At 66.4% G+C, this 17,984-nt stretch carries 12 protein-coding genes and 1 pseudogene; 4 read left to right on the top strand and 9 right to left on the bottom strand.

Features of this window, described 5'->3' with window-relative positions; genetic code table 11:
• Positions 1 to 8: 8 nt before the first annotated feature.
• A complete protein-coding gene (locus tag RPIT_RS08415) occupies positions 9 to 671 on the top strand; it encodes an HAD family hydrolase (protein ID WP_077342275.1) in 663 nt (220 codons plus the stop codon).
• A gap of 60 nt (positions 672 to 731) precedes the next feature.
• Complete coding sequence (gene trpB / locus RPIT_RS08410) at positions 732 to 1,946, top strand: tryptophan synthase subunit beta (RefSeq protein ID WP_077342273.1); 1,215 nt, start codon at positions 732 to 734, stop codon at positions 1,944 to 1,946.
• A gap of 187 nt (positions 1,947 to 2,133) precedes the next feature.
• On the opposite strand, the gene RPIT_RS08405 is transcribed toward trpB, so the two are convergent.
• Both RPIT_RS08405 and RPIT_RS08400 read right to left on the bottom strand, forming a co-directional pair.
• Positions 2,134 to 5,517, bottom strand: coding sequence for a PPi-type phosphoenolpyruvate carboxykinase family protein (locus RPIT_RS08405; RefSeq protein ID WP_077342271.1), 3,384 nt, complete (start codon positions 5,515 to 5,517; stop codon positions 2,134 to 2,136).
• 85 nt (positions 5,518 to 5,602) lie between these two features.
• A complete protein-coding gene (locus RPIT_RS08400; RefSeq protein WP_143028258.1) occupies positions 5,603 to 5,986 on the bottom strand; it encodes a hypothetical protein in 384 nt (127 codons plus the stop codon).
• A gap of 266 nt (positions 5,987 to 6,252) precedes the next feature.
• Between RPIT_RS08400 and RPIT_RS08395 the strand changes: the two genes are divergently transcribed.
• Complete coding sequence (locus RPIT_RS08395) at positions 6,253 to 7,272, top strand: TerC family protein (RefSeq protein ID WP_093664949.1); 1,020 nt, start codon at positions 6,253 to 6,255, stop codon at positions 7,270 to 7,272.
• On the opposite strand, the gene RPIT_RS08390 is transcribed toward RPIT_RS08395, so the two are convergent.
• A complete protein-coding gene (locus RPIT_RS08390) occupies positions 7,239 to 7,640 on the bottom strand; it encodes an SRPBCC family protein (RefSeq protein ID WP_093664947.1) in 402 nt (133 codons plus the stop codon). The genes RPIT_RS08395 and RPIT_RS08390 overlap by 34 nt on opposite strands.
• An 82-nt stretch (positions 7,641 to 7,722) precedes the next feature.
• Between RPIT_RS08390 and RPIT_RS08385 the strand changes: the two genes are divergently transcribed.
• Positions 7,723 to 8,220 (top strand): DUF305 domain-containing protein, encoded by a 498-nt coding sequence (locus tag RPIT_RS08385; protein ID WP_218121609.1) that lies wholly within the window; start codon positions 7,723 to 7,725, stop codon positions 8,218 to 8,220.
• Between the two features lie 237 nt (positions 8,221 to 8,457).
• Here RPIT_RS08385 and RPIT_RS08380 read toward each other — a convergent pair whose 3' ends face one another.
• The 6 genes and pseudogenes from RPIT_RS08380 to RPIT_RS08355 form a co-directional block, all read right to left on the bottom strand.
• On the bottom strand, positions 8,458 to 9,117 hold the full coding sequence (locus RPIT_RS08380) for an ABC transporter ATP-binding protein (protein WP_077342266.1): 660 nt from the start codon (positions 9,115 to 9,117) through the stop codon (positions 8,458 to 8,460).
• Positions 9,114 to 11,741 (bottom strand): hypothetical protein, encoded by a 2,628-nt coding sequence (locus RPIT_RS08375; protein WP_143028257.1) that lies wholly within the window; start codon positions 11,739 to 11,741, stop codon positions 9,114 to 9,116. The genes RPIT_RS08380 and RPIT_RS08375 overlap by 4 nt, the downstream gene beginning before the upstream one ends.
• A gap of 555 nt (positions 11,742 to 12,296) precedes the next feature.
• Positions 12,297 to 13,689: pseudogene (locus RPIT_RS08370) on the bottom strand (IS1380 family transposase).
• Positions 13,690 to 13,809: 120 nt separating this feature from the next.
• A complete protein-coding gene (locus tag RPIT_RS08365) occupies positions 13,810 to 15,945 on the bottom strand; it encodes a copper-translocating P-type ATPase (protein WP_077342262.1) in 2,136 nt (711 codons plus the stop codon).
• 127 nt (positions 15,946 to 16,072) lie between these two features.
• Entirely contained in the window at positions 16,073 to 17,185 is a 1,113-nt protein-coding gene (locus tag RPIT_RS08360) for a sensor histidine kinase (RefSeq protein ID WP_077342260.1), read from the bottom strand.
• Complete coding sequence (locus RPIT_RS08355; protein ID WP_077342258.1) at positions 17,182 to 17,886, bottom strand: response regulator transcription factor; 705 nt, start codon at positions 17,884 to 17,886, stop codon at positions 17,182 to 17,184. The genes RPIT_RS08360 and RPIT_RS08355 overlap by 4 nt, the downstream gene beginning before the upstream one ends.
• Between the last annotated feature and the right edge of the window lie 98 nt (positions 17,887 to 17,984).

Raw genomic sequence — 17,984 nt, 5'->3', positions numbered from 1 at the left:
AGTTGAGCATGAAGCCCGAGGCCATCGTCTTCGACATGGACGGCACACTGACTGACACGGAGGCGGTATGGGACGTCGTGCGGCGCGGTCTGGCCGCCGAGCACGACCTGCCGTGGCCCGACGGCACCACGCAGGCGATGATGGGGATGAGCACCGGGGAATGGAGCAGGCATCTCGTTGAGGCGGTCGGCCTGCCCTACTCGCCCGACGAGGCGGCACGGCGCACCATCGACGGCATGGCCGACCACTACCGGGAAGGCATCACGGTCCTGCCCGGAGCCGTTGAGGCGGTCAGGCGGATGGCCGAGCACTACCCGATCGCCATTGCGAGTTCCTCGCCGCGACAGCTCATCGACGCCGCCGTCGAGGTGCTGGGGCTGGGGGAGTTGCTGTCCGCCACCGTATCGACAGAGGAGGTGGCCGCGGGCAAGCCTGCCCCTGACGGGTACCTGAAGGCCGCCGAGTTGCTGGGGGTGGACCCCACCAGGTGCATTGCCGTTGAGGATGCCACCAACGGGATCCTCTCCGCGCTCAACGCAGGCATGACGGTGGTGGCGGTGCCCCCGCACTTCCATCCGCCCGCTGAGGATCTGCTGGCCCGCACGACAGTGCTGGACAACCTGGATGAGCTGACCGTCGACCTGGTCGAGAGCCTGCTGCCCGCCCGGTGACCCGTCCGCCTGCGTGAACCCGGCCGCTGGCGACGCAGGGGGCACCCTACGATTCATGGCATGTCATCGCTCATCCATGCAGACGACCAGGGCTTCTTCGGCGACCACGGCGGTCGCTTCGTGCCCCCGCAACTAGAGGCGCCCATCGCAGAGGTTGCCGAGGCCTACGCGGAGGCCCGTGACGATCCGGAGTTCCTCGCTGAGTATGAAGCTCTCCTCACCGACTACGTGGGCCGGCCCTCGCCTCTCTTCTTCGCGAAGCGCCTGACCGCCGAACTCGGCGGCGCTCGGATCTACCTCAAGCGCGAGGACCTCAACCACACCGGGGCGCACAAGATCAACCACTGCCTCGGCGAGGCGCTGCTGGCCAAGCGCATGGGCAAGCGCAAGCTCATCGCTGAGACGGGGGCCGGTCAGCACGGCGTGGCGCTGGCGACCGCGGCCGCTTTGCTCGGGCTGGAGTGCGAGATCCACATGGGGGCTATCGACGTGGCGAAGCAGCATCCCAACGTCGTGCGGATGGAGTTGCTCGGAGCCAAGGTCGTGGCGGTCGAGGAGGGCGGCCGGAGTCTCAAGGAGGCAGTCGACTCGGCGTTCGCCGTTTTCGCCAGCGACTACGCCGACACGTTCTTCGCGATCGGATCCGTCGTCGGCCCGCACCCCTACCCGACCATGGTGCGGGACTTCCAGTCGGTCGTCGGGAGGGAAGCCCGCCAGCAGTGCCTGGACAAGATCGGGCGGCTGCCTGACGCGCTGATCGCGGCCGTCGGGGGCGGCTCAAACGCGTTGGGGCTGTTCACCGCGTTCCTCGAGGACGATTCGGTCGCGATCTACGGCGTCGAGCCCGGCGGGCGGAGCCTGGACGTGGTGGGCGAACATGCCGCCACGATGACGCTGGGGCGTGAGGGGACGTTGCACGGGATGAAGACCCTCGTGCTGCAGGACGCCGACGGCGAACCGTCTCCGGTGCACTCGATCGCCTCTGGGCTCGACTACCCCGGCATCGGGCCGCAGCACGCCCATCTCCGCGACGTCGGACGCGTGGAGTACGTGACGGCCTCCGACCAGGACACCCTCGACGCATTCCAGCTGCTCTGCCGCACCGAAGGGATCATCCCGGCGTTGGAGAGCTGCCATGCGGTGGCCCACGCGATGAAGCTGGCGCCGACTCTCGACGCTGAACAGGTCATCATCGTCAACCTGTCCGGTCGCGGCGACAAGGACATCGACTATGTGGCCGAGCGTCTAGGAGTGGGGACCGGCTCTTCGGACTGATCCGAGAGCTTGCCGGCCTCGTTCCCTGAGCTTGTCGGCCTCGTTCCCTGAGCTTGTCGAAGGGTTACGGCCGCGCGTGTGGTCGCCGCCCTGTGGTCGGGGGCGGCGGTAGGGAGGGGGGTCGTTACCCTTCGACGGACGGGCTGCTCGCTGCGCTCGCCGGCCCTGCTCAGGGACCGAGCGAGGGCTACTCGAGCCGCCAGTCGACCTGCCGACCCAGGGTGCCGCTGAGCTGGAACGAGGCCTCGGCCGTCGTGGCCGAGTTGAGGCGGGTCTGCATCTTCTCGATCCGCTGGGCGATCCCCAGCCGCTCCGCTGCCGCCGCGTTGGTGGGCTCGTCCAGGAAGCGGGTCATCGCAGCGACGGAGGCCTGAGCGTGGTGGGCGTCGGCGGCAGTCTGCGACTCCAGCCGTGCGCGGTACCAGTCCGAGGCCAGGACGTTCTGCCGCTGGAACATGGCGCGGAACTGCTTGTCGTGCAGACCCATGCCGTCCGACGAGCCGGTGGCCATGATCTCCAGCAGCGCCCGGATGGGTGGTACGGCGAGCCTGATGGTGCCGTCGTCCAGGTAGGACTGGGCCACGCGGGCGTGTGTCGTCACGATCGTGCGAACGGACTCGACGTACGCCTCGGTGTCCTGCAGTTCCGGGCGCAGCATGTTCTCTGAGAACACGACGTGCGGGTGCATGAAGATCCGACCGAAGTACTTCGACTGGAACTTCGCCGTCATCCGGTAGCCCAGACGGCTGGCTTCGATCGTTTCGCCGTCGTGCTCCAGGTCGGGTACCGGCTCGAGTGCACCCTCGGCGATGAGGCTGGCCGCGTCGCGCTCCTCGGCGGACATCCGAGAGAATACCTCCGGGACGAGCAGCGAGATGTCGTGGTCGACCCGCACGTTGGGCCCGATCACGCCGGCGCTCGAGAGCCAGCCGTCGTACCCCGTCAGGGCGAAGGAGAGGAAGGCTGCATTGAGGTCGATCACCGAGGGCAGGGCGTTGAACGGGCCCTTCGTCATGGCGCCCTCGGAGCCCGCGCCCGTCGTGGAGGGGGACTTGCCGGTCATGGACGAGATGAACTCCATGAAAAGCTCCGGCAATTCCATGTAGTGCAGGGGGGCGTAGGCGCACAGCGGCGGCACGCCGGGCTCGGCGGCGTTGTTGCGGCGGCCCGCAGCCACCACGTCGATCGGCAGCCTGAGCGGGGCCTGCATCGGAAGCCGACGGTACAGTCGCGAGACCATCTCGGCGGTCACGGTCTCCTTCGGCCTGGCAATGTCCGGGCGCACCTGGAGGTACCGCGGGTTCTTCGACCGCGCGCCGTTGATCAGGCGGGGGTGGGCCGAGGAGACGAAGTAGCCGGGCTCGCTGTCCTCTCCCTTGGCAACTTTGGCGATGAGTTCCTGCATGGGTTGGGTGAACGAGCTGAAGGCGACGGCGTCGGCGACGATGTCGCGCGCGTCCTGTCGCGTCAGGGGTTCGAAGTTGCTGAGGAAGGCGCCGGCGGCGATGTCGGCCTCGGCCTGCTTGTCGTAGCCGCGGTGGATCGCGTCGTCGGGGCGCTGGAAGAGGAGCTGCTCGCAGTTCGTGACGAACTTGCGCGACAGCCCGTCGGTGCGCCCGGCCACACCCCCCGGCACGACGATGCTGGCGGTGATGTCGTCCTCCGTCTGCACCTTGGCGCTGGGGTGGAAGTCATGGCGCAGCCCGAACAGGCGCCAGGACCCGTCCGGAGCGAAGCCCACCCGCAGCATGTTGACCTGGATCTTGTCCCCGTCGAGTCGGAGCGCGTGGCCGGCCCGGCCGTTGATCCTGCCGACGGAGAAGTGGCTGGCCCAGTCGTCGGCCCACTCCGGCCGGTAGTAGCGCTTGACGACGAAGACGAGTTCCTTGATGTGGTGCGGGATCGCCTCGACCCACTCGTTGTACTCGTCGGTGTAGTCACGGCTCGGGGTGAGCAGCTTGATTACGCTCCCGACGCTGCGCTCATCCGAGAGCAGGGGTCGCTGGTCCGAGGCCGTAGCCGGATCGGCGAACCGCCGCGAGAAGTCGTAGTCGACGATTGCCGCTACCTGCGCCATATCCTCGACAAAATCGGCAACGTAGGCGTTGCCGACGACGAAGGCGTCGGTGATGGACTTCGAGATTTCCGACTTGCCGCCGCCGGAGACGGTGGCGGGCTTGTGGCAGCTCGTGGCGTGCGGTGAGGTGCCCAGCAGCGTCCATTGGTTGCCATCGGTGGCGATGTGCGCCAGCTCGACGACGTACCCGTCCGGCCCGACGTAGTAGGTATTCGCGCGGAGCGGGATCGTTCGGGTCTCGCCGCCGATCGTCCACGACACGGTGGTGTCGCGCAGCGAGTACGACGTGCACTCCGGTACCAGCACGATGTGGCTCTGTTCAGCGTCCAGGGCGTGGCCCTCCGGCTGGCGGATGAAGCGCTCCGGGTTCCTCGCCACGACGTCGTCGAGTGTGTAGGACGGGTCGGCGTATCGCTCGGTGAACGTCTGGCCGAGGTTGTAGCGGGGGAAGGTGATCGCGCCCCCGGCGTGTTCCTCTTCCACGAGGCCGAGGAGATTGGCCGAGTAGCTGATCTGCGCCTTGACCTCCTTCTTGCAGTAGCCGAAGTAGTTGTCGGCGATGACGGTGACGATCACGCCTCGCTCGTCCCTGGCACAGGCCTTGAAAGCGGACCCGCCGTTGTAGAGCTCGGCCTCGTCCTGCCAGCACATGCCGTCGCGGCGCTGCCTTTCGGTGGCGTCCTCGTAGTGCGGGAGCCCGAGTTCCTTCTTCGTGAGTTTCGTCAGGTGTGGCGCGAGTACGACCAGGCCGGTGTGGCCGGTCCAGCCCTCCGGGTCGAGGGAGGCGTCGTTCTCGGGCAGGTAGGGGTCGCCGCCGTTGCCGAAGATGCCCTCCACGAAGTCGAGGTTGGCCATCAGCGTGGCGGGTGCGATGAAGCGCGTCTCCATCCGACGCTCGCGGGTGTAACCCGGCACGTTGGGCACCACGGTGGGGCGCAGGAGTAGGGACACCCAGCACCTCGGCTGGTCCGGCTGCCCGGACGTGTAGGGCAGCACCATCGCGTCTGCCGGGGGAGCGAAGGCTGCCTCCACTAGCCGGCCGAACACGTCGCGTGGCACCGCGATCTTGTCGTCCTGGATGGGCAGCCCTCCCTCAGCGATGTGGAAGACGCCCTTGGTGGTGCGGCGGTCGTTGGCCGGGTTGTGAAGGATGCCGTTGGCCAGTCGGTAGCTCGTCAGTAGTTCGGAGGTGAACCGGTCGCCATCGACGGGGAGGCTCATCTCGCGAGCCAACCCAGCCTGATCGAGCACCAAGGTCTGCCGGGGGATCTGCGGGGTGACACCCGTGCCGTCGAGGTACGCGTCGAGGAAGGTCTGGATACGTGTATCGACGGCGGGGAGCCGGTGCTGGAGGCGGCGGTTCAGCTCGCGCTGGCGCGCCAGGATCGGACGAACCAGGTCGACGGCCCTGCCAGCGGCCCCTTCGTCTGGTAGTGGGAGGCCGAGGAGTCCGAGTCGCAGGTTGATCGCTGCCGTATCCGCAAAGTTCGCCATGCTCCCACTATGACCCCAGCACTGTGGGGGGCCAACGGGGGGTGGTCAATAACCGATCAGTGGTGAGCGGTTAGGATGCAGGCCCTCACGAGCCAGCGGCCCGGTGCACGTCCTCGATGGCCGAGACAACGCGCTCGTTCTGCGGGGCCAGGTGCGCGAAATCCTTCGGTGGCTCGCCGCGGTACAGCGGACGCACGCAGGTGAGCACCTCGTAGAGGTCGTCCTTGGTGAAGTCCTGCCGCCGGGTCAGGATCCTCAGGTCCCCGCGCACCTCCCGTAGGTCGTGGAGGCGTCCGCGCCAGCCGGGATTGGACAGCGGCGCGTCCTCGGTGTCCATCGCATCGGTCAGCGCGCCCAGCGCTGAGATGAGCTCGTCGACCTCGCTCCGTACTGAAGCGGAGTCAAACGGCGCGACGGGTGCGTTGTCGTTGTCGTCGGCCTTGCCGAACAGTTTGTTGAGAAACCCCATGATGACCCCTTCGTGACCAGCGGAGACCTCAACGGTAGCGCACAGGTGGTGACGGGTGTCCCCGACGACGGCGGGCATCGCAACTCAGCGAACAAACCTTGGACAAAGGGTTGACATCCCTCCCTTCTTCAGTGTCTACTTGAGCACGGAGGGGAGTATCCCCGAGCGCGACTCGTCGTCATTACGGTCCAACACTGGACCCGGCGAGCCGGCCCGAATCGGGCTGGGAGAGACCTCCGATCGTCAACGATCGGAAAGGTCTCATCATGGACGTCCCACTCTGGGTCTGGGGCGCTGTCATCGGCGCCATCCTCATCATGCTCGCCATCGACCTCGTGGCCCACCGCGACGCCCACGTCATCGGCGTCCGCGAGGCCGCCGCCTGGAGCGCGGTCTGGGTCGCGCTCGGCGTCGGATTCGGAGCCCTTCTCTGGTGGTGGCAGGGGCCCGAGGTCGGGCAGCAGTACTTCGCCGGCTACCTCATCGAGAAGTCCCTGGCCGTCGACAACGTCTTCGTCTGGGCCGTCATCTTCAGCTATTTCGCTGTCCCGCCGCAGTTCCAGCACCGGGTGCTGTTCCTGGGGGTGCTCGGCGCGCTGATCCTGCGTGGGGCGTTCATCGCCGTCGGCGCCGTGCTCATCGAGAACTTCACGTGGGTGTTGTACGTGTTCGCGGCGTTCCTTCTCTACACCGGCTGGCGGATGATCCGTCAGCGCGACCAGCACCTCGACCCGGAGCAGTCGGCGGTCCTGAGGCTCTTCCGCCGCTTCATCCCGATGACCGACGCCTACTACGGTCAGCGGCTGCTGGTGCGTCGGGGCGGGGTGTTGCTCGCAACGCCGCTGCTCGCTGTCCTGGTGCTCATCGAGGCCACCGACGTGGTCTTCGCCGTCGACTCCATCCCAGCCATTTTCGCGGTCACCAGCGAGCCGTTCCTGGTCTTCACCGCCAATGCCTTCGCGATCCTGGGCCTCAGGGCCATGTACTTCCTGCTGGCCGACCTCATGCACCGCTTCGTCTACCTCAAGATTGGGCTGGCCCTCGTGCTGATCTGGGTGGGCATCAAGATGGCGCTGAAGATCGACATCTTCTACATCCCCACCGCGATCTCCCTCGCGGTCATCGCGACCATTCTCACGGTGTCGGTCGTCGCCAGCCTCAGGGCCACCCGAGGGCTGACGGCCGAGCCGGCCGCGGAGCGGGAGGGTCCGTTCCGGATGGCGACGCCGGAGGAGTTGGCGGAGGTCGATCCTCAGCTCGCGGCGACCAGTCGCCCGAGCGCGTAGCGCGCGATCGGCGCATACACGACGACGACCGGCCACGGTGCGTGGATGACGACCCAGGCGCAACTTCCGTCTGGTTCCTCCTCCACCCCGTGGTCGAACGTCACCTGGAGCGGACCCAGCCGGACCGTCCAGGCCCAGGTGCGGGCCTCCTCGTCGAGGCTGTCGATCCGGAACCGGGCCGCCAGCCCCACTCCCCGGACGACGCCGGTTGTGTCGGGCTCGATCACGCCCTCCGGATACTGCACCTCGCGGAGGTGTGGGGCCCACCCGGCCCAGCGGCGGGGCTGGGTGTAGCGCGCCCAGACCTCGCCGACGTCGGCCGGGCCTCGCGCGGTCAGCCTGAGTTTGCCCATCCAGAGTCGCGTCACGAACCGAGTTTAGGCAAACGACCGCCGGCAAAGCCGTCCGTACTAGCCTCGTGAGTGAACCTCATGGAAGGACGCGGACGTCATGGCCAAGGAACGCACGCACGATGACAACGCTCACGGAAAGAGCGGCGGATCGATGAGTATGTACTGGAAGTTCGGGGGAATCCTCCTGGTGAACCTGTTCCTGATGTGGGCACTCAGCATGTCCATGGTGCGAAGCATCGACCACTTCTACTTCAACCCCAGCAACCTCTACATGGCCGTCCTGATGGTGGCCGCAATGGCCGTGCTCATGACGGTCGGTATGTGGTCGATGCTGAAGAACCGGACCCTCAACATCATCCTGCTCGTGGGCTTCCTTGCGCTGTTCCTCGCAGCGTTCTTCATGGGGCGCTCCGAGGTGGGCGTGGGCGACGAGGGTTTCCTGAAGTCGATGATCCCGCACCACTCGCGCGCGATCCTGGTATGTCAGGAAGCCTCCATCACCGATCCCGAGATCGAGCAGCTCTGCGTGGAGATCATTGACGCTCAGCAGAAGGAGATTGCCCAGATGAAGGAGATCCTCGAGCGATACGAGTGATCTAGCTCCAGGGTTTCACGAGACATGAGATAGACCCCTTTCCGGTCTAGGTGGGAGCTGGTCAGGCTCCCTGTTGCTTGGATGGCTCCATCATACCGCGAAACAACCACAAAACCCCCAGTCAACGAGCACTTCCCCACCACCACGACCCGGTTACGGTCGCGGTGGTGGGGAACGGAGTGGCGACGAAACCTCGCCCCGACTCCCCCTTGGTGAAATCGCCGTTTCCGCGCGCCGCTAGGTCAAGTGCATCGTTTGATTGGCTGCTTGGCTCACTGCGGGATCGTGGCTAGCTACGACCACGAGACCACCTTGGTGAGCATGGTTCCGCAGGTGTTCGATGACGCGGTCGGCCCAGGTGCGGTCGAGGCTGGCGGTGGGCTCGTCGGCGATGATGGCGGGGGTTTGCTGGGTGAAGACCCTGGCCAAAACGAGGCGCTGACGTTCACCTCCTGACAGCTGCGCTGGTCGCCATCCGAGGCGTTCTCCCAAACCGAGGGCCTCGAGCATCTCGCGGGCCCTCACCCGTGCACGCCGCACAGCCTGTCTCCCATCCGGCAGGATAGGAACGAGGCAGTTCTCGAGTGCGGTCAACTCGGGCAGCAGCGCTGCTTCCTGATCCATGTACCCCACGTGTTCCCGCCGAAGGTCCGCCACCTCGGCAGGGGACATGGCCCGCAAGTCAGTACCGTTCCAGGTGACGCTCCCCACGGTGGGGACGTGGAAGCCCGCCAACGCCTTCAGGATGCTGGTCTTGCCTGAGCCGCTACGGCCAGCGAGGCAGACCATCTGTCCCGACTGGACATGTAGGTCAAAGTCGTCGATGACCGTCAACGTGCCTTCCGAGATCGGGTAGGTGACCCCGAGGTCTTTTACGGCAACCTGCATGGTCCTCATCGTGTGGCTCCTCTCGTCGACACTTGGCCCAGCGCGAGCTGGAGCACGGAGACCGCCACGACCATCCCTGCAGCGGCCCCGAGCGCGCCGAGTGGCGCACCCACCTGAGCAGCTGCAAAGGCAGCCGCTGCGGCCACTGCCAGCGTGGTCGCCACCCGCACGGCATCGTCGATGCGCTGGATGGTGCGCATGGTGGCGGGGCGGTACCCCACTGAACGGGCTACCGCATCCTGCTGCTGGCGTTGCGATCGGTGGATTGCTGCCGAGATCGTGACGAGCAACACAGCGCTCGCGACTCCTGCCAACGCAAGCCCCACGTGTGCCCACACCACGGCAGACCTAGCCACCCCAGCCAGCCGCGTAGCGCCGGCTGTGTCGAGCGCCTCACGCACTGCAATCACACCGAAGAACGTGATGCCGCCGGCGATCAACACGCCAACAACGCCCAGGACCGTGGAGCTCGGCGACATCCGAAGCCGCCGCCACACCAAGCCACCCACGCTGGACAACGAACTGAGGCCGCGGCTCGGACGGCCGGAATATGGTCGTGTGAACGGGATCATCACGGCTGCTGCGAACACCAGCACGACCAGCGGCAGTACCGCAGCGATCACAGCCCGGTAGGGCACCGGGGCTCTGGCAACGACCCAGAGGGCCACGCCAGCCACGATCAACAGCATGGGCACGTTTACCCACATCAGAAGCCGACGAATCTGGTCGTCACGCCACCCGATGCGCCGAAGGATCGACACATGCCTTCGGTGGCCAACAGCCCCAAGCAGCGTGGTCACGGTAAGGGACAACATCACGGCGCCAGTGCTGGCCACAATCAGTGCCGCGGTCGCTCCGGAGACCCCCTGCTCCACGGCAGCTGCAGCCTGCAAGGTGGTCCACTCTTGGCGCACCAACCCCAGATCCGACGTTGTGCCGTCCTCAGCCACGAAATACTCGGGCACATAGACGCTGACAGCTTGTGGGGACGAACCCGCAACCACGATCGCGTCCAAGCCCAGTGCACGAATCGAAGTCGCCACCGACTCGACCCTTTCCACAGCCTCTGCGTCATACCGGTCGATACCTGCCACACGAACACGCACCACATCAATCGGCGTTTCACCACGCAGCGTCCCCGCACCTACCAGGTCCGTGAAGGCCCCCGGCACACCTGTGATGAAGTCCTGGTCGGAGACGTTGGGCCACACCTCGTCACCCTCAGCAGTCGTCGTGAGGTTGCCGCTGTACACCCCGGAGGGAACATATGAAGCAGCCTGAGCTTGCGGATCCACCACCTCATCGGGGGTGAACGTCCCCAACGGCGCAGGAACCGCACCAACAAAGCCGCCACCCTCGACAACCTGGGAGTCACGGTACGACTGGACATTGCCCACATGCTCCTGCCCACCTGAAAGCTGAAGCTGTCCCCGATCAGGGACCCGGCCCGCAGCATCAGTGACACCCTGCGCTGCCACCCGGTACGCCGGCCCCGCCGCGCCCGGATCCGAGCGGTATGTGGGACGCCCCACCAGTTCAGGCCGAAGTTCAGTAGCGGGCAGCACCATCGCCACGTTCTCCTCCCGAGGAGGGCTTCCCGGCCACTCCAGGACGAGACCAGCACCTCCGAACGGCGTCAATGCCGTCGACACATCAGATTCCAGAACCAACGTGTCAACGGCACCTGCCGAAGCAATGGCCGACTCCAACCCACTGCCCGATGTGGGAATATCGGAAAACCCCACGCTGGCATGCTCGGCCGTCACCCTCAGCACGAAGGACCCCGGCGGATACGTGCGCACCACCAGCGGCACAACATCCCTGGCCACACCATCACCGGGCTCCTGCAACTCCATCCGGATCGCCGGATAGGCCTCCTCATCGACCCGGGCGCTCCACACAGTGGTCCCGGTGCCGCGAAACTCTGGGAGATTCGTCAAGGGCTCAAGGAAACTGGCGTTCGCGTGACCCAGCAAAGCGACCTCTGCCTCCGGATCGACGGCAACGATGCTGGCAGGGAACTCCGGCATCGACCCCAACCCCACGAAATAGTCCTGACTACTCCACACTGTCGAGAAACCCGTCACCGACGAACTCGCCACCACCTGGTCCACGGGCATGTCGGCCGAATCCCGGCGCTGCAGCGCCACGACACCGCGGTTGCGCATCAGCAGCCGTTCCCCCGCCCCTCGAACATCAAAGACTTCGGCCGTCAACGAGATAACGACATCGTCTGCCAACGCCGAAACGCCCGAGGCAGGATCGTCGGCAACCCGTAGTGCTGGAAACAACGATGTGTTGCGCAGGCTCCCAACCATGCCCAGAGGCGCTGCGACCTCCACCCCATCGACATCCCGCACCGAATCCAACTCTGCCAACGAGATTCCACCCTCGCCAGCAGTGCCAACGAAATTGGGATCAACCAAACCGTCGGTGCCGGCCGCACCAAAATCCTGCCCCCGAGGAACAACCAGCACGTCATACGAACCGCGCCAGTTCTCATCCAGCGCCGACCCTAACCGAGAACTGGCCGTGCTGCTGGTGGCCACGATCAAGACAAATGTGACAACAGCCAGCAACACGGCCCAGACACGAGTGCCCTGAAGGGCAAGCCTAGAGGCAATCGTCCACACGACTTACCCTCGCGTGTGGTAGTGAATCGTCGGGGAGCACGTCGAGAAGTAGTAGCTGCGGCCCAGACTGGTCTGGGTAGTGCTCGACGTCACGAAGTTGGCGCAACCCGGAGCCCCGCATTGAAAGTTGACGTTGTATGGCCCGGTATCCCCCCAGGCGGCTCCTAGAGACCGCTGCTGACCCGACTGCAGCACTGTTGCAGGCGAGATGGACACCGTTGCAGCCGAAGCGGTCGGCATCGCTAAGGCCAAGAGCCCTACCGTTGCCATACCACCAAGGCCGACTTGACAGTTGATCGCTTCATTGTGTTTCCCGTCTAAACCGACGCTGGTCCCGCGTTGGCCGAAATATACCCCGTAGATCACTTGGAGGTGCGGTAATCGTCTCTAACCTCGATATTTCATGACGGCCCTGTGTGGGGCTGTTCGGCGCTGGTGGCGTCGAGGTTGTTCTGATTCTTGCAGGTGGGTGTGACAAGACCCCGCGTGACGCTGCGGTGCGGGTTTCCAGGCCGGGAGCTGCAAGATTCAGAGGGACATGTGGAGGTCTGAGGGTCAGGTGGCGGGTGCCGGGAGGTTTCGGAGTCGGCTGATGCTGTCGATGATCAGCTCGGCCCAGCGGGATCGGTCGCTGAAGTGGACGACGGTGCGGCGGGCTCTTCTGGCGAGGGTCGCGGGGATGGTGTAGAGCCGGTAGCGGAGCCGTTTCGGTTCCCAACGGCGGGCTTCATGACCGGCCAGCGCCAGCATCACGCTCCAGGCCTGCAACTCTGAGGCCAGCGCGACGATCTGGCACCAGATCCGATTCTGGTCGAACCCGTGCAACGGGAGGTTGGCCAGTCCGGTGTCTTTGGCGATCCGGATCCGGTCGTCGCAGCGGGCGCGTCGACGATGCCTGAGCTCCAGCTGCTGGAGGGTGCCGGTGGTGGTGTTGGTGGCGAAGGCGGTGAGTCGGTAGCCGTCGACGTCGTCGAACCGCAGCTGAGCGCCGGGGCGGGGCCGTTCGCGGCGGACGATCACCCGCATCCCGGCAGGCCAGCCGTCGAGATCCAGCAGTCCGGTGAAGTCAGCAAGATCGGCCCCCTCGCGAGCCTCGCCATCGCTGTTGAGGGCCGGCACCCAAACCCACTCCGGGACCAGGTGGTAGAGGTCGGGGGTGTCCATGGGGAGGGTGAAACCGACCGAGTACGCCACCCTGCGCCCGGTCAGCCATTTGGTGAACTCCTTCGTGCCGCCGGCCCCGTCCGCGCGGATCAGCACGCGGCGTCCGGGCCGCGGGTTCCGGTCGGGGAGCTGCGCGAGAGCTTGTTTGGTGACGGTGATGTGATCGGCGGCGGTGTTCGAGCCGGCGTTCCCGGGGCGTAGGTGGACCTCCAGGGCTTCACCGGTGCCCTCAGGTCCGTGGTCGGCGAACGCCATCAACGGGTAGAACCCGAAGCCTCGTTTGAACGTCGCAGCCGCCTGCTGCATCTGCCGAGTGGGCGGTGATCAGCGACGCGTCGAGATCGATCACCACCGGATCCTCGGCAGTCGCCTCGTGGTCGGGGGCATGGTGACCGGCCAGGGCCCAGACCGTGGCGCGGGCCTGCTGCCTGGCTCCCGCGATCGCTGTGATGGCCTTGTCCGCGTCCTCGGCGAGGGTCGCGATGAGGCGGGACACGGTTGGGTCCGACGCCACCGGGCCGTAGACCCCCGGTTCGGCGCGCAGGGTGGCGAGGTCACTCAACGCCTCACCGCCGAGCACCAGCGACACCGCCAGATCATAGATGATCTTGCCTGGGTCGTGGATCGCCAACGGTTTCCGCCACCGGGACAGCGCCTCCGACAGGGCCCGGTCCAGGCCGGCCGCGCGGATGGTTTCGGTCAGCAGGATCCCGCCCGCCTGCCCGACCGCGGTCACCTTGGCGGTATCGACATGAACCCTGGGATATGAGCCGGTACTCTTCACCTCGAAGGTGCTCCTTCTTGTTGGTCGATGTTTCTCTAGACAAGTCACATCATCCCAAGTCAGGAGCACTTTCGCTATCTCAGTCCGCTACAGTCCACCCACCGTCATGAAAGCACGAGGCTAGCCGGACTCGCTGCGTGCGAGGTGCTCGGGCTCCAGATCCACTCGGCGCAGCAACTGCGCGTTGAGAGCCACGATGATCGTGGACAGCGACATCAGCACCGCTCCGACCGCGGGCGACAGGAGAATCCCGACGGGGGCCAGCACCCCAGCAGCCAGCGGGACGGCAACCACGTTGTAACCGGACGCCCACACCAGGTTCTGGATCATCTTGCGGTAGCTGGCCTCAGACAGCTCGATCATCGAGAGCACTGCCCGCGGATCGTTCCCGGCCAGGACGACGCCCGCCGATTCCATGGCGACGTCGGTTCCAGCTCCGATTGCGATACCAACCTCCGCGCGCGCCAGGGCCGGTGCATCGTTGACGCCGTCGCCCACCATGGCGACGTTGAACCCCCGCGCCTGTAGCTCAGCGACCTTGGTGTCCTTGTCCTTCGGTAGCACCTCGGCGAAGACCTCGTCGATCCCCAGCTCAGCACCGACCGCCTCGGCCACCGGGACGGCGTCCCCGGTCACCATGGCCACCCGGACCCCGCGGCGCTGAAGTGCCTTGACGGCGGCTCGGGACTCGGGTCGGATCTCGTCCTCGACGGCGACCGCCCCGATGATCTCACCGTCGCGCAGAATGTGCAGCACGCCGGCGCCGCGGCTCGACCAGACGTCGGCTCGGTTCTGGATCTCCGCGGGTGGCTCGAGTCCAAGTTCGCGCAGCAGGTTGGGCCCGCCGACCTGGATCGTCGATCCCTCCACGGTCGCGGTGATCCCTCGTCCCGTGGACGCGGTGAAGTCAGTGGCGCGTCGGCTGAGTTCCCGGGCTGTCGGGTGGTTGGCGGCGGCCGTGACGATGGCCTGGGCGACCGGATGCTCGCTGTCTGCCTCGGCTGCCGCCGCGAGTGAGAGGAGTTCGCCCTCCGCGATCCCCTTCGCGGCCGCGATGTCGGTGACGGCGTGCTCGCCCTTGGTCAGGGTTCCGGTCTTGTCGAACAGCACGATGTCGATGTTGCGCATCCGCTCGAGCGCCATCCGATTCCGGATGAGGACACCGTTCTTCGCCGCGCGCTCGGTGGAAATCGCGATGACCAGTGGAATCGCCAGACCCAGCGCGTGAGGGCATGCGATGACCAGGACGGTGACGGTGCGAACCACGGCGTCTCCCGGGCTGCCGAGGACGCTCCACGCGATCGCGGTGAGGATCGCGGCTCCAAGCGCGAACCAGAACAGAAGCGCTGCGGCGCGATCGGCGAGCGCCTGCGCACGCGAGGTCGACGCCTGTGCGTCGGCAACCATCTTCTGGATTCCCGCCAGCGCGGTGTCGTCGCCGGTTGCCTCGACCCGGATCCGCACTGTGTTGTCGGTCGCGACGGTGCCAGCGACGACACGCTCGCCGGCAGACCGCGGCACCGGGCGCGACTCGCCGGTGATCATCGACTCGTCGAACTCGGCCGCGCCCTCCACAAGAGTGCCGTCGGCGGGTACGCGGGCACCAGCGCGCACCAGCACCACGTCGTCGACGGCGAGGTCGCTGATCGGCACGGTGACGGTGCCGTCGTCCGTAACCCTTTCCGCCTCGCTCGGCAGCAACTCTGCGAGTGCGTCCAGGGCGGATGACGCCGCCCCGAGCGCACGCATCTCCATCCAATGCCCCAGCAGCATGATGGTGACCAGCAGCGCCAGCTCCCACCAGAAGTCGAGTTCGAAGCCGCCGATGCCGAGCGTTGTGACCCAGGACGCCACAAAAGCGACGGTGATCGCCATCGAGATCAGCAGCATCATCCCCGGTTCGCGTGACTTCGCCTCCTTCCAACCACCCTTGAGGAACGGCGTGCCGCCGTAAACGAAGATGACCGTCCCGAGGGCTGGCGCCACCCAGGTTGAGCCGGGGAACTCGGGCACTGGGTAGCCGAGGAGGTGGCCGACCATGGGGCTGAACCAGACCACGGGGAGGGTGAGCACGAGCGAGATCCAGAAGCGGTCGCGGAACATCGCCGTCGAGTGGCCCTCGTGATCTCCGTGCGAGTGGACCTGATGCTCCTCGTCGACCGCGGAGTGCGGGCGGCCCTCGCGCATGGCCTGGCCGTGGGTCGCGTGGGCGGCGTGCCCGCCCGGGTTGTGCTGCTCGGTGTGGTTCGTCTGCATTGCTACCGCCTAGTCGGGGTCGGGGAGGCGCTGCGTACGAGGCCACAGCCGCCAGCGTCCGTGCTCAACTCCTTGCAGGGTACGGAGTTACCGCAGGGTTGGCTAGGTCGAGACTATCAAGAAATGGTCAAGACGCCCGCGTCTGTGGCGCCGGAAGCACCAGCGTGAAGGTCGATCCGTTGCCAGGCCCGGTACTGCTGGCGGTGAGGGACCCATCGTGTGCCAGTGCGAGGCTGCGGGCAATGGTCAGCCCGATTCCGGATCCCCCCGCGTCACGGGCGCGTGCCGCGTCGGCGCGATAGAACCGCTCGAAAACGTGCTGAAGCTGGTCAGCCGACAGCCCGTCGCCCGTGTCGGTGACTGTCACTATGACAGCAGTGCGGTCCCGGTGTGCCGTCACCGTCACGTTGCCACCGGCGGGGGTGTGGCGAAGCGCGTTGTCGAGAAGATTCGACAGAATCTGCCCCACCCGTTGCGGGTCGGCCCAGACCGGTCCGTCGTCGATGATCGACCTCAGCTGCACACCCTTCGCCTCGAAACGGCCCGCGGCGGCGGCGACCACCGGCGCGATCAGTTCCTCCGTCGCCACCTCCCGGCGGTCCAGGGTGAAGCGTCCTTCCTCGGCACGGGAAACGTCGTCCAGGTCCTGGGCAATGAGGCGCAGACGCTCCACCTGGTGGATCAACACGTCCTGGCTCGCGGCGTCCCAGGGCAGCACGTCGTCGATGACGGCCTCGAGCTCAGCTGAAAGGGTGGCCAGAGGAGTTCGCAGCTCATGCGCGACGTCACCGAGGAGACGACGCCGGCTCTCCTCGGTGGAGTGGAGCCGTTCGGCCATATCGTTGAACGCGACTGCTACAGCATCGAACTCCGGCGTGGTATCCCTCGGGACGCGAGCTGCGAGGTCACCTGCTTCAAGCTGCGCCGACGCGGTGGTCAGAGCGTTGAGGGGGCGGCTGAGGCGTCTTGTCTCCAGCCAGGCGAGCGCCGTGGCGAGCAGGAGTGCCACTGCCAACCCGACGCCGAGCGATGCGGACCCCGCGTCGATGAATGCCTGCTCGACATGGTCCATCTGCGCTGCACCGACGCTGCCGCCCAGCTCCAGCAGGTGTTGGTGAAACAGCGGCGGACCGACGGCCAGCGCCACGAGAGCGGCCGTGACCACCCCTGCACATACCACCAGCGCCAACGTCAGGAAGGTGCGCGTGCCCCACCGCAGCCCAGCGGCGCGCCCACTCATCCCGTGCCCATTCTGTAGCCGACGCCGCGGACCGTCAGCACGTACCGAGGCTGGGTGGGGGGATCGTCGAGCTTCTTGCGAAGGTTGGCCACGTGGACGTCGACGATGTGATCGTCACCGACCCAACCAGGACCCCAGACGGCCTCGATGATCTGCCGGCGGCTCATGGCCAGCTGGGGACGGGCGGATAGGACGTCGAGGATGTCGAACTCTGTGCGGGTGAGGCTGATCTGCGCGTTGCCGACCCAGACCTCCCGCCCGTCGGCCAGCACTCGAAGGGGCCCGAACTGGCGCGGGGCCGTCGGTGCCTCGGCCAAGGACGATTCGCGTGGGCGGCGCAACACAGCGTTGACCCGGGCGACGAGCTCCCGGGGGCTGAACGGCTTGGTGAGGTAATCGTCGGCCCCGGCGGCGAAGCCGTTGATCTTGTCGACCTCGTCTGCTCGGGCCGTCAGCATGAGGACGTAGCAGTCGGAGAACGAACGGATCCGGCGGCACACCTCGACCCCGTCCATGCCGGGAAGCCCCAGGTCCAGGATGACCACGTCGGGGTCCAACTCCTCGGCTGCGGCCACCGACTCCGGTCCGGTGTGCGCCAGGGTGGGCGTGAACCCCTCCTTTTTCAGGTAGGATGCGACGACGCCGGCCAGCGCGCGCTCGTCGTCGACGACAAGCACGCGAGCCTCTCGAACGTTGTCCATCACGGGTCCATTATGGGTAGTCCCTCGGCGGACACCTTAGCGGGGAGTCGCGAACCGGCCATTCTTGACCCAATCTTGACGCCTCGCGCTGGAACCTG

This window comes from Tessaracoccus flavus (assembly GCF_001997295.1).
Lineage (GTDB): Bacteria > Actinomycetota > Actinomycetes > Propionibacteriales > Propionibacteriaceae > Arachnia > Arachnia flava.
This window is presented reverse-complemented; position numbering and strand designations above follow the sequence as displayed.